This is a genomic window from Streptomyces sp. NPDC054794, assembly GCF_053611585.1.
In genome coordinates this window covers 15,812-29,754 of the sequence record NZ_JBSHAQ010000083.1, presented here as the reverse complement: position 1 = coordinate 29,754, position 13,943 = coordinate 15,812, and the positions used below count along the sequence as shown (strand labels likewise).

The 13,943-nt window shown below is 67.8% G+C and carries 11 protein-coding genes and 2 pseudogenes; 3 read left to right on the top strand and 10 right to left on the bottom strand.

Going from position 1 to position 13,943, the window contains the following annotated elements; all coding sequences use genetic code 11:
* Nucleotides 1-93: 93 nt before the first annotated feature.
* The 3 genes and pseudogenes from ACWGKT_RS45315 to ACWGKT_RS45305 all read right to left on the bottom strand — a co-directional run.
* Nucleotides 94-1,060 (bottom strand): annotated as a pseudogene (locus ACWGKT_RS45315) (IS1380 family transposase); the annotation flags it as partial.
* A 203-nt stretch (nt 1,061-1,263) separates the two neighbouring features.
* Complete coding sequence (gene ltrA, locus ACWGKT_RS45310) at nt 1,264-2,583, bottom strand: group II intron reverse transcriptase/maturase (protein WP_453278314.1); 1,320 nt, start codon at nt 2,581-2,583, stop codon at nt 1,264-1,266.
* A gap of 589 nt (nt 2,584-3,172) precedes the next feature.
* Complete coding sequence (locus ACWGKT_RS45305) at nt 3,173-3,514, bottom strand: hypothetical protein (RefSeq protein WP_453278313.1); 342 nt, start codon at nt 3,512-3,514, stop codon at nt 3,173-3,175.
* Between the two features lie 214 nt (nt 3,515-3,728).
* Here ACWGKT_RS45305 and ACWGKT_RS45300 point away from each other — a divergent pair, with 214 nt between their 5' ends.
* Entirely contained in the window at nt 3,729-4,166 is a 438-nt protein-coding gene (locus ACWGKT_RS45300) for a DUF6300 family protein (protein ID WP_453278312.1), read from the top strand.
* A gap of 920 nt (nt 4,167-5,086) precedes the next feature.
* Here ACWGKT_RS45300 and ACWGKT_RS45295 read toward each other — a convergent pair.
* Together ACWGKT_RS45295 and ACWGKT_RS45290 are read right to left on the bottom strand one after the other, a co-directional pair.
* Complete coding sequence (locus ACWGKT_RS45295) at nt 5,087-5,287, bottom strand: hypothetical protein (protein ID WP_453278311.1); 201 nt, start codon at nt 5,285-5,287, stop codon at nt 5,087-5,089.
* Nucleotides 5,287-5,874 carry a hypothetical protein gene (locus ACWGKT_RS45290; protein WP_453278310.1) on the bottom strand — a complete coding sequence of 196 codons (588 nt, stop codon included), beginning with the start codon at nt 5,872-5,874 and terminating at the stop codon, nt 5,287-5,289. Before ACWGKT_RS45290 ends, ACWGKT_RS45295 begins: the two co-directional genes overlap by 1 nt.
* Before the next feature lie 368 nt (nt 5,875-6,242).
* Between ACWGKT_RS45290 and ACWGKT_RS45285 the strand changes: the two genes are divergently transcribed.
* Nucleotides 6,243-6,974: a hypothetical protein gene (locus ACWGKT_RS45285; protein ID WP_453278309.1), complete on the top strand. Its 732-nt coding sequence runs from the start codon at nt 6,243-6,245 to the stop codon at nt 6,972-6,974.
* Between the two features lie 879 nt (nt 6,975-7,853).
* Here ACWGKT_RS45285 and ACWGKT_RS45280 read toward each other — a convergent pair.
* The 4 genes and pseudogenes from ACWGKT_RS45280 to ACWGKT_RS45265 form a co-directional block, all read right to left on the bottom strand.
* Nucleotides 7,854-8,285, bottom strand: coding sequence for a hypothetical protein (locus tag ACWGKT_RS45280; RefSeq protein ID WP_453278308.1), 432 nt, complete (start codon nt 8,283-8,285; stop codon nt 7,854-7,856).
* Between the two features lie 116 nt (nt 8,286-8,401).
* On the bottom strand, nt 8,402-8,689 hold the full coding sequence (locus ACWGKT_RS45275) for a hypothetical protein (RefSeq protein ID WP_453278317.1): 288 nt from the start codon (nt 8,687-8,689) through the stop codon (nt 8,402-8,404).
* A gap of 32 nt (nt 8,690-8,721) precedes the next feature.
* Entirely contained in the window at nt 8,722-9,078 is a 357-nt protein-coding gene (locus tag ACWGKT_RS45270; RefSeq protein WP_453278315.1) for a pentapeptide repeat-containing protein, read from the bottom strand.
* Nucleotides 9,029-9,223, bottom strand: a pseudogene (locus ACWGKT_RS45265) (pentapeptide repeat-containing protein); the annotation flags it as partial. The pseudogene ACWGKT_RS45265 and the gene ACWGKT_RS45270, both read right to left, overlap by 50 nt.
* A gap of 63 nt (nt 9,224-9,286) precedes the next feature.
* Between ACWGKT_RS45265 and ACWGKT_RS45260 the strand changes: the two are divergent.
* Complete coding sequence (locus ACWGKT_RS45260; RefSeq protein WP_453278307.1) at nt 9,287-11,551, top strand: NACHT domain-containing protein; 2,265 nt, start codon at nt 9,287-9,289, stop codon at nt 11,549-11,551.
* A gap of 270 nt (nt 11,552-11,821) precedes the next feature.
* Here ACWGKT_RS45260 and ACWGKT_RS45255 read toward each other — a convergent pair whose 3' ends face one another.
* Nucleotides 11,822-12,856 (bottom strand): hypothetical protein, encoded by a 1,035-nt coding sequence (locus tag ACWGKT_RS45255; RefSeq protein ID WP_453278306.1) that lies wholly within the window; start codon nt 12,854-12,856, stop codon nt 11,822-11,824.
* Nucleotides 12,857-13,943: the final 1,087 nt, after the last annotated feature.

The window sequence follows — 13,943 nt, the reverse complement described above, 5'->3', positions numbered from 1 at the left end:
CCAACATGCCCATGGCCGCCGACCGGCCGGGATGCCGCACCGTCACACGTTCAGGTGACGACAAAACCCGTATGAAGTCTCATACCGCCCTCTGAGCCGCAACTGGGCCCCCGGGTGCGGCCGTTCCTTCCTGACGATCAACCGCATGCCCTTGGGCCAGCCGTCCAGAACATCGCCGGTGAGTTCGGCGACCCAGGCGCCGTCATGGATCTCGCCGTCCGTTTCGACGGCCGCCGTCCAAGCCGATGCCGGAACCTTCAGCACATGCTGGTGGACCTGCTCGGTGATGACCATGCCGACCGAGTAGGACAGCCACCGTCCCCGCCGGGCGAGCCAGGCGACGAAGTCGTGGGTGCCGCCCGCGGAGTCGGTTCGGATCAGGGTCCGGCGCCCGCGCCGGTACTTCTTCGGCAGCTGGGCCAGGGCCAGTTGGGCGACGGTGACGTGGTCGGTGGCCGTGTTCGAGCCCGCGTTGCCTGGTCTGAGCAGGGCCGCGACCGGTTCACCCGTGCCGCCCGGTCCGTGGTCGACGAACCCCATCAGCGGGTGGTGGCCGTAGGTTTCGCTTCCACGTGGGTGCGGCGTCCTCCTTGTCCGAGTGCGCGATCACCAGTACCCCGTCCAGGTCCACGGTCACCGTCCCGCCCGCATCAGGCGCTTCCCGGCCGGCCAACCGCCAGACATGCTGGCGGACTTCAGTCCGCGCGGCACGGATGGCCCGCAGGGCCTTCTCCCCGGAGATGGCGAGGGTATCGATGAGGCGGGAGGCCGTCGGGTCGGAGGCCACCGGCCCGAACACGGCCGCCTCGGCCCGCAGCATGGCGACATCCGCGAGGCAGTCCCCGCCCAACGCGACCGCCAGGGCCACGTCCAGCAGGATCTTGCCCGGATCGTGCACCGTCCGAGCCTTCCGCCACGGCGTCAGCGCCGCTGATATCGCGGTGTCCAAGCCGGCCTTGCGGACGGTCTCGACCAGCAGCACGCTCCCGGCCTGCGAGACCACTGCCCGGCCGCCGCCCTCGATGCGGACACGCGGGTACGACCCGATACGCTTCTTCACCTGGAGAGTGCTTCTTCCGTGCAGCCAACAGGACCCTAGACAAGTCCCATCGTTGCAGGTCAGGAGCACTCTCCGCTTATTTGATCAAGCCTCGGACACCCCACCTCGTGTAGGGTCGGGGGCTGGCGCGGTGGCGTAGTAGGTACGCTCCGTTTCCAGCCCCCGCCGCATCGAACCGTGCGTGCGGTTCTCCCGCACACGGCTCACCGACGCCGTTCACCACCGGCATTCGGCCTGCCCCGCCAGTCCCGAAAGGGTCTGGGTGCAACGACGGTCCCGTGCAGGGCGACCAGCCCCAACGAGTCGGAGGCCGCGTGGGCGACTACCGACCAGCCGAACTTCCGGCTGCGCCGGTGCTTCTTGGCGATGAACCCGCCGATCCGCATCCGTGCGTACGAGCTGATCTGGTCAAACCGATGGGCCGAGTTCCCGAACCGGAAATACGCGGCCCATCCGCGCAGGAACGCATTCACGTCCTCCACGATCACTTTGACCGGCCGCAACATCCTGCGCCGCTCCGTGAGTTCACGGATCCGGTCACGAGCATGCTGCACCGCCCTGTCCGAGGGCCAGCGAGCGAGGAAGGCGATCGGATGCCGCCCGCCACGAGGCCGGGACGTGACCCATCGGTGGTGGAAACCGAGGAAGTCCACTCCCTCGCCTCCGACCTGCAGGTGCACAATCCTGGTCTTGGCCGCCTTCGGCTCCAGGCCGAGTTCGGCCAGCAGGACCTTCAGCTGCCCAAGGGCAGCCTCGGCCTGCTCGCGGGTAGTGCACATCACCACGGCATCGTCGACATAACGGACCAGGACCCCATGACGACGCACGTCCCATGCCCGGTCCAGCCGGTGCAGATAGACGTTCGCCATCAACGGTGAAACCACACCGCCTTGTGGGGTTCCGGTCACCGGCCGCCGGACCTGCCCGTCCTCCATCACCCCCGCCCGCAGCATTACGCGCAGGAGTTTGAGGACCGACCGGTCGCAGACGCGTTCCTCGACCGCCTGCATCAACTTCCCGTGCGGAATCGCCTCGAAACAGTTGGCGATATCCGTCTCCACCACCCAGCGCCTGCCCCGCCATGCCTCATCGATCAAGACTTGGAGGGCATCGTGCGCCCCGCGCCTGGGCCTGAACCCGAACGAGCACGGGAGCATGTCGGCCTCGAAGACCGGCTCGAGCACGATCTTCAGCGCCGCCTGCACGATCCGGTCGCGGACGGAAGGGATCGACAGCGGTCTCTGTTCCGCGGTCGTGCCGGGTTTCGGGATGAACACCCGGCGCGCGGGCAGCGGCCGCCAGCAGCCTTCCTTGAGTTCCACGGCCAATTCGTCAAGGAGCCGGTCGATGCCGTACTCCTCGACCTGAGCGAGAGTGGTGGCGTCAATGCCCGGGGCGCCATTGTTTCGACGCACCGTTGCCCACGCGCGCCGCAGGACGTCCCTGCGGTGGATCTTGTCCCCCAGCGCGTGGAACCGTCGTCCGGGATCGGCCTTGGCCGCCCGGTAGAGCGCATGCTGCAAGGCTCGGACCGGATCCAGCTTCAGGGATCCCGACGTGGTGGAACTAGCCGTAACGGCACTCACCAAGTCCCTCCAGACAGACTGCGCATCGACGAAGCAGCGGCCCTTCCCTGGCCGGCGGTTGTGTTGTCCGCCGGCTCATCGCGGTACTACGGCCGCCTCCGACGCCTACCCGACCCGCGTCCACTTCCCGGGGTGCACCCGGTTATAGGACGCGCAGCTTCCGACGGCAGCTGTCCGCAGGCCGCCGGGCCGGGGAGGGCCTCCCCAGTTCCCGCTGTCACCGTCGCAACGTTCCATGCCCCATACGCCGGGGAGTCCTTCACGGCTGCATCTCCAGGATCTTCGCCGATTCCATGGCCTTCGCCCTGATTTCGGGGGCTCGGCACTCCCTGTCCCCGCCCCGAGAGGCGGGCCTCTAACGACGCGCAGGCTTCGCGTGATGCTACGGACCGCTGCTTTGCTCCCCCTTACAGGGCTTTCGACACTGGGCTTCGACGCCGGGCGTTTCCCCCCGACGCCGCCAGTCTGCTACCGGGCCTCCTGGCAGCTACCCGGACCGGACTTCCACCGGCAGGCGACAACAAGCTTACGACTCAAGATCTACTACGTCACGAAGACCTCCGAGTCTGCTGGGCGCGCGAAAGCGCGAGGCTAGATAGGCCTGGCTCTCCCGCAGCTTCTCCACCGCCTCCTGTTCCTGCCGTTCCAAGTCGGCAAGCCGGACCCGGACCTGCCGGCGCTCGGCGGTGAGGGAGGCCCGTGCCATGTCGGCAGTGTCAACGAACGGCAGGTCCGGCCAGTCGGCGTGCACGGCGCGGATCCGCTCGACGAGGTGCTTGCAGGCCTGTTCGGGCAGAGCAGCACCGACAGCAAGCTGAAAGCTGGCGAAAGCGTCGTCGAAAGGCTGGTTCGGTGGGGTGATGGTCATGCCTGTTCAACGACGGGCCAGGCATGGCAAACGGGTGAGACTGGGCGCTCGGGGCTGGGTCGCCGAGGGGCGGTTCCTGCCACAACGGCAGATTCGACACCACAGGCATGCGGTCACCCATCAGGCGTCGGGAAGGTGCGCGGCTCTTGACGCTGATCGTGATGCGGGCGGATCGTGGCGGTTCGCGGAATGTTCCACCCCGGAGGGGGGCCATATGTCGTTCACCTGGCGCTACTTGGTACGTCCTGACGGATCCTTCAGCCGGATCGGCAACATCGACGGCAGTCTCGACGACGTCAGCGACGAGGAGCTTGCCCGCCTGAGCCCCGCTGACGCTGACCGTGACGAGGACGATGAGCGGGTCCGGCCCTGCTCCCGATGCGGCGGCGATCTCCTGCTGTACTGGCACGGCCCGCTGGTCACGCGCGTGTGGATGGAGCTCTGTCCGGCCTGCGACGCACACCGACCCGCGGCCCGCGCGTTCATCCGCTGGCACCGCGACCCCGACCGCGATCCGAAAGCCTTGCCCAAGTTGTTCGAGGACTGGGAGACGGAGACCATGCGCGCCCACGGCTGGGTCCGCGCCCAGCCGCCCGAGATGTCCGACCTGCCGCCGGCACCGCCTGGTCTGACGCCGCGCGGACACGGCTGAGCGCTACCAGCATCGGGGCGGCCGGGTCAGGACACCAGGATCTGCGAGCTCGGACACAGCTGACCGATCCCTCCGCGCCCTCTAGCCGGCCTCCAGGCGGCGGCCGGAAGGTAAATGCGCGGTTTACCGCGACGGACCGCCCGGCCTCTGGCCAGGGAGAACGGGAACATGCCACTCGGCCGAAGCTTTGAGAACAGAGCCAAGTAGCCAGCGCTAGCGCCTTCTTGTGGCGGCGTAGAACAAGCAGATCGCCAAGCACCAGGGAACAGCCACTGCCGGGCCCGCAACGAACGCGGCGAACAGCCATTCGCGCACAGTGCCCGTTGGAAGTGCGCTGAGGAAGAGACACTCCGCCAAGACCAAGGTGATCACATAGAAACTGAAGAGTGTCTTCGCCCATTCGGGCATGCGGTCCACGGCAGCAATCCTGACAGCCCTGTGCCTGGGCAGTGCTGAAAGACGGGTTCTGACCGATGCTGTCTTGCGGCACGCCGTACGCGGTGCGCCGGTCCCCCGGCGCCGGGTCAAGAAGCCAGGACGAGTGTGAGGGTCGGGTTCTGGTGCCAGGGGACCTACTTCCTGCGGTAGGCGTCGAAGGCCGCGCTGCGCAGCGAGTGTCGGCACACCGCCGAAGTCCTGAGCGACCTTCGGTGGTTCTGTCGGCGTTCGATGGCCCCACTTGTCAGCAGCCGCTGGCCCCACCGCCGTCACCACCGGGGCCGCGTCAGCGGATGCTGGCCCCACCCGACGACCTGCGCCTTGCGCACTCCGGTGGGGCCAGTTCCCACTGACGATCACAGCGATCGAGATCAACAAGTGGGGCCAGAACTCGGTGTCGGGTGGGGCCGCTTCCCACTGTCGAAGCCACTTCGGCATGGCACAGCGGCCCCGTTCGGCTGTGCGGGGCCGCTGTGGCGTTCTCAGCCCTCCCTGTCGGGGGCGGTGTTGCCGGTGTCGAGCTGGAAGTAAAAGCGGCCGCCGGAGTAGCCCCGCGGGGCAGTGATGGTGAAGTGGGCACGGAGGACGTCGAGGACCACGTTGGCGGTGTCCTGGTCCGCGCGCAGGCGGAGCTCGGCGACGCCGGGCAGGGTCTCGCGGTCCGGGCGCGGCTGGCGGGCCATCAGACGGTCACCTCGCGGATGAGAGTCATCTCGTCGGCGGTGCAGCTGCAGGGGACGCGCAGGTGGATGACGACGCCGTGGGCCTGGCCGCCGTCGTCGGGGAAGCCCGGCATGTAGTTGAACTGGCGGCCGTGGCACGACGGGCAGGGCGGCTCCTGCTCACGCTCGTCCTCATCCTCGTCGTCGTGGTCGGCGTCCAGCCACTCATCCGTGTGGGGGTAGCCGCAGCCATCGTCCTGGTTGTGCTCCGCGCGTCCGCAGCCGAGGCAGATGCTGCAAGCAGCTTCCACGCCGATCGGAGGGCGGTCGCCGTCGGACTTCATGAAGTACAGGGCGTTTTCGTGGCCGGGCGTCTCGGACTCGCGGCCGGTGCCGAGGCAGATGTCGCAGGGTCGCGCGCCGTGCAGTTCGGGCAGCGGCAGGAAGACGTACAGGTACTCGAAGGTGTCCGCGTCCGCGGCCGGCTGGTGGGTGCGCCCGTGGGCCGGGGTGCGCAGGCGGGCGAGAGCGGTGCTGTAGGGGAGGTTCTCCCGGGCGGCGAGGGCGTGGGCGCGGCTCTTGAGGTCGTTGCTGACGTGCCGTGGCATGTGGGCTCCGAGGCAGGCCCCACGCCGCCCGCCGCAGGTGTCAGGCAAGGGCGGTCCGTCGTGGCCCTCGCCCGGTGCACCGGGTGCCGGTAGCCGCGTCCGGCGAGCCTTTGACCGTGGTGCCGACGCGCTGCGTGGGAAGCGGATCGGCGGTCTGTGCGGCGTGTCCACACTGGCAAGCACTCTACCCGGTCGGAGCCGGAAAAAGGCGTGAGGCCGCGCCGGTTCCCCATGCCGTACGAGACAGGACCAGATCGCCGCCCTGTGGCGCCTGGACGTGAAGTCGCTGGACAGCTTTCACTCATCGGCAAGGATCCGCTCCCGCCCCTGTCGTGGTGCAGCCAGGAAGATCACCGCTCCGGTACGCTATGCCGCTCGACATCCAAGGGGGGATTGTGCGAAGGAAAGCGAGCACCGCTGCGCTGTGCCTGTTCGTGGGTGCCGTCGCAGTCGGCTGTGCTGGCGTCGGTGACACCGCTGACACCCGCTCTGCCGACCAACTGCTCGACGAGGCCAACCGCACCATGAAGGCGCTCACGTCGGTGACCATCGACACAGACGTCACCTCCACCGGCGGAGGAAGGGGCTACTCCAGCCGCCTGACGACCGATCTCAAGAGCAGATGCACGTTGAAGGCGACTTGGTCCTACGGTTCCGAGCTGGAGCAGATCCGGATCGGCGAGACGGACTACATCCATCCCAATGAGGTGTACCTCCAGTGGTGGGGGCGGAAGACGGTCCCCGCGATGCGGCACAAGCCCTGGCTGAAGAGCCCCGTGAGCGCGGCGAAGGGAGCGGACGGCCTGGCGGATTGCGCGTGGCCGTTCTCCTCGTTCGGCAAGGCCACGAAGGGTGCCACAACCGAGCTCGACGGCAAGCCGGTTATCCCCGTGGAAGTGACGGACGACGAGGTCGAGGGAGGCACCTACACCTTCTACGTGGCCGCCGAGGGCAAGCCGTACCTGCTGAAGATCGACTACCGAGAACCTCACCACCGCACCATCAGGAAGTTCAGCGGTTACAACAACAACCTCGACATCCGGCCCCCGGCGGCGGTCGATGTCCTGGATCTGAGCAGCCTGCCGTCAGACGCGTCTTAGAGAGCATCGCGCTGGGCTGGTCACTCAGGCCAGTCACGGACACGATGGCAGGGCCTCAGCGCCCCTGACCAGCGAAGTTATTACCGCATGAAGCAAGCTTGACTGACGTCTCCCTGCGGGAGAAGACGTTCTGGAAGATGCTCTACGAGTCCGCGGCCCGGCCGACGAGGTGCTCAGACCCTGCCCCGGTTCACTCCTCCTCGTCCTCGTCGGTGTCAGCGGATCCAGGTTCGCGCAGCGGGCGCAGGCCGCCATCGGCCGGGACCGAGGCGCGGATGCGGTAGCGGCCAAGCACGCTGAAGTTCGCGTGCCTGACCGGGGACAGCCGAGACGGCGATCCACGCCGCCCGGGTCGCCCAGATCGCCACGCTCATACCCGACGATGTCGACCTCGGCAACGCGGCTGACCATCGCCGGACGCACCCGCCCTCTTGACGATCTCACCCTGCAGCTCCTGGCGGCCTGGCTGGACCACCGGCGCCGCCGGTGGCCGAGCACCGCGAACCTCCACCTGCTGATCAACAATCAGACCGCCCACACAACCGGCCGGGCCAGCAACCACTGGATCAGCGCTCCGATGCGGGGGCAGGACGCCATCCTAGAGCGGCTCCGTATTGACCGGCAGCTCGAAGGGGCCGTGGTCCACGGCCCTGACCTACGCAGTTCTCGCAACCGCGTACCGGCGATCGCCCGGGTGGTCCGTACAGCACCTGCCGCGTGGCGCGGTCCGAGACCGTCCACATACGCTGGCTCGCCGTCATCGTCCTGGCGCGGAGACTCTGCCCTTGGGGCTCGTGCCGCTATCCGCCTCGCAGGCATACAGATCGCGATACCGGATGGCTGCGGGAGGCACTTGCCCGGCAGCCGTCGCGGGTTGCTCTACTGGCTGAAGGCCGTCGTCTGGCGGAGGGCCCTACGGGCGCAGCTCAAAAATTTGTCCAGTGGAAGATCAGGGCAGCATTCCGCGAGGTTGGCGACCATCCTCATGCCCGCTTGCGCAGCGACATACGGCAGCGTCGTCGTCTCGGTGGGTGTGGGTGTGGTCAAGATGAGCAGACGCGTGCCTAGGCCGCCGTGTTGCTCCTCGTCGCGGTCTTGCGTCCACGCTTCCCCGGCGTGTCGAAGGAGCTCTTCCGTCGTGGAGGGATCAAGGGCGTCGATGACGGCCGCGATAGCCATCTGAAGGTAGGGCAGCGCGGCTTGTCCTTCGGCGTGGAGTTGAAGGCCGGCGCACTCCTCGCTCAGGTGCTGCCTGAAGAGGTTCCTCGCCGCCTCGCGCCTGTGGTATTCCTCCAACCCGCCGATGCCCATGGGCGCACCATATCGACCGAGACAGACGATAGGTCCATTTGGCGCCTCGGTTCCTGGGCAACCGCCTCTGCCGCGCGCAGGGCCGCGCGGCTCGAGCGTGGCGGAGGGCCCGGCGGTCAGGCCAAGGCGAACGGCACGAGAGTGAGTGTCACCTCCCTGCCCCCGTGGTTCAGGACGAACGCGCACTGCCGGTTTGCCGCGTCCATCGAGCCGGTTGAGGCGTAGGCAGGGTGCTCCTTCACCGCTTCGACCGCCCTCTGGGTCATGCCGCCCGGGTCCGTGGCGGGGATGAACAGCGGGATGACGGTCTGGGTGTCGTACGCCCCGAGGTTGCCCAGGAGCTGGTCGATGGCCTGGCCGAACGCTGTTGTGCCCCGGACTCCTATCCGTGACCCAGGGTGCAAGGTAGAGGGTCCGCAGCTGGCCAGGCCTTTGGCTACCATTCTTCCTTCATCACGGCGGCGATCCGTGCCATGACCGTGGTATTCGCAGCGAGGTGTGCCGGCAGAAGAGTGCTCTGTGTGGGGCGGGCAGACGTCAGTTGCTCGACCGTCAGATCCAGGGCCTCGTAAAGGATCGCCTTGGACAGGTTTGCCCCGGACAGGGACGCCCCCTCCAGGCCCGCCCAGGGCAGGCTCGCCTCCACCAGGTTCGCCCCCGTCAGTCTCGCCCCCTTCAGGTGAGCCCCGGACAGGTACGCGTGCTCCAGGTTCGCCCCGGACAGGAACGCCCCCCTCCAGGTGAGCCTCGGGCAGGTTCGCCCCCTCCAGGTGCCCGTTGACCAAAGACGCACCTCGCAGGTCGGTGTGAGCCAGATTGAGTCGGAAGGGCTCGTCACGGTCGCGGCGCCGTCGGGCAAGTGTCTGGGGTGAACTGTCGGGACGCCGGACGAGTTGGTCCGCCCCCCCCTGCCGCGCCCCGTAGGCAGTGGCATTCACGCCCTTCCGCCTTACGGCGTGGTGGACCCCTGGGCATCACACCGAGACGGTGATGATCAAAGCATGGCGAGAATCGGAGGCCGCGGATACCGGCGCTGGCGGATGTGGTTGGCCGTAGTGGGTGGGCTGCTGGTGGCGGCAACCGTGTCGTACGCGGGAGTGCAGCTGGCAAGTGGCGGCCTGAAGCCGTCGGATACCGCGGGCTTGCTCGGGCTGCCCGTCGGGGTGGCGGCGCTGGCGGTCGCGGCGATGGGTCTGCGGCGGCTTCCTGACGGTGACCTGGCGCAGCTGGCGCGTGGCTGGACGGCGACCTTGGCTGAGCAGGTGGAGGAGGACGGGCAGCGGCAGTGGCGGCAGTTGATCGGGGATGACACCCAGAGGATCAATCTGGCCTTCACCCTGCGCCCGGAGCTGGGGCGGGCCGCGGTGGTCCCGGCTGATGTGGGGCGTTTGTTCGAGGGGACTCCTATCTTTCCGGATGTGGCCTCGTATTACCGGCGCACTTGCCCGCGCCGGCTGGTGGTCACTGGTGGGCCGGGGGCGGGTAAAACCGTGCTCGCCCTGGAGCTGATCCTGGCCCTTATCGAGGGGCGGCAGGAGGGGGCCCCGGTCCCGGTGCGCCTGTCGCTGTCCGAGTGGGATACCACCACCCCTCTGTCCGAGTGGCTTGCCCGCCATCTGGTGGACGTCTACGACTGGCCGGCCGAGATGGCCGAGGAACTCATCCGCCAGCGTCGTGTGCTGCCAGTGCTGGACGGCCTGGACGAGATGGACCCCACCGCACCCGACGGCACCCCCTTCCCCAACGCCCCGCGCGCCCAGGCTGCCCTGGACGCGCTCAATGCCTACCAAGACGGCCGCGCCGCGGGACCGGTGATTTTGACCTGCCGCACTCGCCACTACGAGGCCCTGAGCAGCCGCACCCGGCTGCTCGACGCCGCCCGCATCGACATCGACCGCGTCACCCCCGATACCGCCCGCGTCTACCTACACCAGCGCGCCCTCGACCCTGCACGGTGGCAGCCGGTCCTAGATGTGCTGGGTCGTGACTCCAGCGGCCCGCTGGCCACCACTTTGTCCACGCCGTGGCGGCTGAGCCTGGCCGCCACCGTCTACGCCCAAGACGGCGACCCCGCCGACCTGCTGCGCCACACCACCCCGGCCGACCTCGACGAACACCTACTGGCGCGCTTCATCCCCGCAGCCACCGACCTCCACCCACGCCCACACCGCCCCTACACCGCGGGCGATGTCCACCGTTGGCTGGCCCGCCTCGCCGCCTACCTGAACACGGCATCCCCCGCCCCGGAGGATGCGGTCGGTGCGGACACCGGTCCCCGCACCGACCTGGTCCTGCACCAGTTGTGGCCGCTGGCCGGACGCCGCCGAGTGCGCGCCACCGACGCCGTGCTCACCACGCTCGCGGTCCTCCTGCCGCTGCCCCTCGCATGGGCCACCTCTTCCCCCCTGACGTTCGGCACGCTGATTGCACTGAGCGCCGTCCTAGCCGGCTCCTCTGCGGCAGGGGCTCTTGTGGCTCCGCCCAGGCGCGTGCACTGGGGACGCTTGCGCACCAAAGCCGGAAGCCGCGGGTTCGCGGGCGGGTTCGCGGGCGGGCTCGGGGGCGGGCTCGCGATCGGGCTCGCGTTCGGGCTCGCGTTCGGGCTCCTGCCCAGGCTCGCGGTCACGTTGGGGGACATGCCCGCGCAAGGGCTCGGAGCCGAGCTCGCGTTCGGGGCCGTGTCCGGGCTCTCGAGCGGGTCCGCGGCCGGGCTTGCGTCGGGGTTCACCAGCGCCATCGGGAGTGAGCCCCCAACGAGTGCACGGCCCCGCGACGTCCTCCGTAGCGATCTTTTGCGAGGACTCGCGGTCGGGCTCGGGGTCGGGCTCGCGTTCGTGCTCGGGGTCGGGCTCGCGCTCGTGCTTGGGGGCGGGTTCGCGGTCGGGTTCGTGTCCGGGCTCGGGGCCGGGCTCGTGTCCGGGCTCGGGGCCAGGCTGGCGTTCGTGCTCGGGGTCGGGCTCGCGTCTGGGTATGGGTTCGGGTTCGGGTACGGGTACGGGCTCGTGTCCGGGCTCGGGATCGCGGGCGGGATCGCGGGCGGGATCGCGTTCGGACTCGGGATCGGGCTCGCGCTCGGTGCCCCATCCGGGCGCCGGTACCTGGTCTTCGTACTGTGCGCCAAGGGAAAGCTGCCAAGGAGGCTCGGAGTATTCCTGGATTGGGCCTGCACCGCCGGGCTGCTGCGCCTCGCGGGCGCCGCCTACCAGTTCCGGCACCGCGAACTGCAGCAATGGCTGGCATGTCATCCCAGCCCCCCACCGGTGTAGCCGTCGGTCATGCAGACCGGGCTCGTTCCGCACACCAGCCAGCGCCGACTCAAGTCCCCCAAGTTCGGAGAAGCCGAGGGCCAGTCGGACAAGACGAGAGGAATTCGGCATCCCTGAAGGAACGTCACCGCCCTGGCGCCCGTCCGACGCCGGGAGAAGTCCCTGGCCACGGGCCCCAGGCTCTCAACGGGCTCAGAGGAACCCAAGTGATGTCGCACAGTCGACGGCTGACCCGTTCGCAGCCTCGACGAATGTCTTCACGGTGAGCGGCTATGCCCGCGCATGGCGCTGGAGCCGATCAGCTGGAGGCGGCGTGGTCGACCCGCCTCCGGCGGAGGATGAAGGGGTTGGCGCATTACTCGGAGGCGCCGTAGTGGTGGGTGCCTGTGGCGAGTGCGGAAAGATGTCAAGCACGAATGGCTGTGCCCCGGCAATGATGACAGTGGCGACGCCAGCAGCCAGGGCAGCTGCGGTCGATGACCACCATGCAGTGATGGACCCGAGATTGTGGATATCTGTAAGCCGAGCGGGACGCATTCGGATCGTCGTCAGAACATCAGCATCAGCACGCAGCCCTAGAGTCATGACAAAGGTGAGCGCCTGAAGGGCATACAAGATCGTATGAGTCCATGCGGTCCAGTGGGATGGATCGTGCGAGGAAAGCACCTGAAGTGCAGCAGGGATGACCATCACGCCGTACATCCAGAGCGCCTTGGCGAGCCCGGTCTCACCTCGTAGCAAGGGGAAAAAATAGCCGTAAAGCAGTCCGAAGCCAACCCAGGTCAGCATGATTGGCATCGCCATAGCGGCGATAGCGAGTACGGGGTAGTGCGCGTGAGTACCGGTGGTGATGGCAGCGCTGGCAAGGGACAGTAGTGTCCAAGGTGCCCCGATTACTGCAGCTGATAGACCGGTCCGGACAGCGCGCTGCCACGGATTGGGGCCGATGTACGCGCCGAATGCCAGCTCCCGCGTGCTGACGCCGTCGTCGGCGTCCCTAGGCCTTCGTACATCATAAGACGCCTGCTCTAGCGCTCGCAGTTGCTGTTGAGCGACCCTGGCCGAAGGAAGGCCATCGACAATCCTTTCGCGTGCCGCCTTTCGAAGTGTCGGCAATGCCCTGCGGGCTGCACCTGATTTGACACTTCTCTTGAGCGCCCCCGTACGCTCAGCTGGGCTCTGGCTGAGTACGAGGGCAGCACGCCGAATCTGCCGGTAGGGGAAGAGGAACCAAACGATGAGTGCGGCAGAGCCAATGGCGACCGGCGAAGGCACGGTGAGAAGCGAGAAACTTCCAGCAGCCATGGCAAACATGGTCAGAAGGCCCAGTGCGCGAAGTCCACGCAGAGGCCGAGGATTCGTGAAGGGTTTCCGCCCGCAATCGCGGAGGGCGTGCACCGTAGCTGCAACAAGGACCAGGCCCAGAACCGCGTCCAGTTGCTGCGTGAGTTCCGTCAGATCCCACCAGCCCGCCGAGAGTGACGGCTGCCTGTGCCAGGCGACGGCCAAAGCGGCGGCTACAGAAAGAGCGAGCCATAGCCAGGCGGCGCGAGGTCGGGAAAGCGCCGACCGGACCGTGATCCACCATGCAATGCACGCGGTCGCTGTCACTGCCACGGTGCCCATGAGCAGTGGCCCAGACCAGCGGACCACGAGGGGAAGCACGCCCTCATCTGAGTGGATCGACCCAGCCACCGCCAGCAGCGGTACGAACGCACTTGCCCATAGGAGGGAGGAGAGTCGGATCTCCCATCTACCCCCCCGACGTGCCACAAGAAATGAGAGAAGGGAGACGACGGCCAGGACGGCCAAGAGAACCAGGGGCAGGACGATCGCCCCTGCCGGTGGCCAGGTGCCAGATTGGAGCGCGGCGAGCGCACCAACCATCAGCCACGCGCTCCCCGAAGCAAGAAGTGAGACAATCACGATGGCGGCGATAGATCGTGTTCTACGCCAACTAGGCGATGCGGGCTCTTCGGCGCGAGGGGAGGGTCGTTGACCCCGTACGGCGCCGGGTGATTGCCCAGGGCGACCTGACGTGGGTTCACCGCTATGCAGCAGCCCCGTCACCAGGCGGGGGACCGCCACCAGAACTGCGGTTGCCAGCAGTACGAGGGATCCGGGGAGGGGCGCATAGGGGTTGTTCTGCCAGCCCCAGGCGCCTTCCACAGCGTCCCTGAGGCCAACGGGTGCAAAGGCATGCCCACCGTATTCGCCCAGCGGACCAATCCAGGGAGTTACCGAAAGCACCAGGTGGACTAGAACAACTGCTCCCGTGATCCGGATCAGGTTGCGGATTTGAGCATCGCAGCCGAGAGGGGAGAGAGCTCCGTTCCTGGCGGCAAGAAGTAGCGCGCACCAGCCCACCGCTGCGAGCAAGGACCTCGCTGTT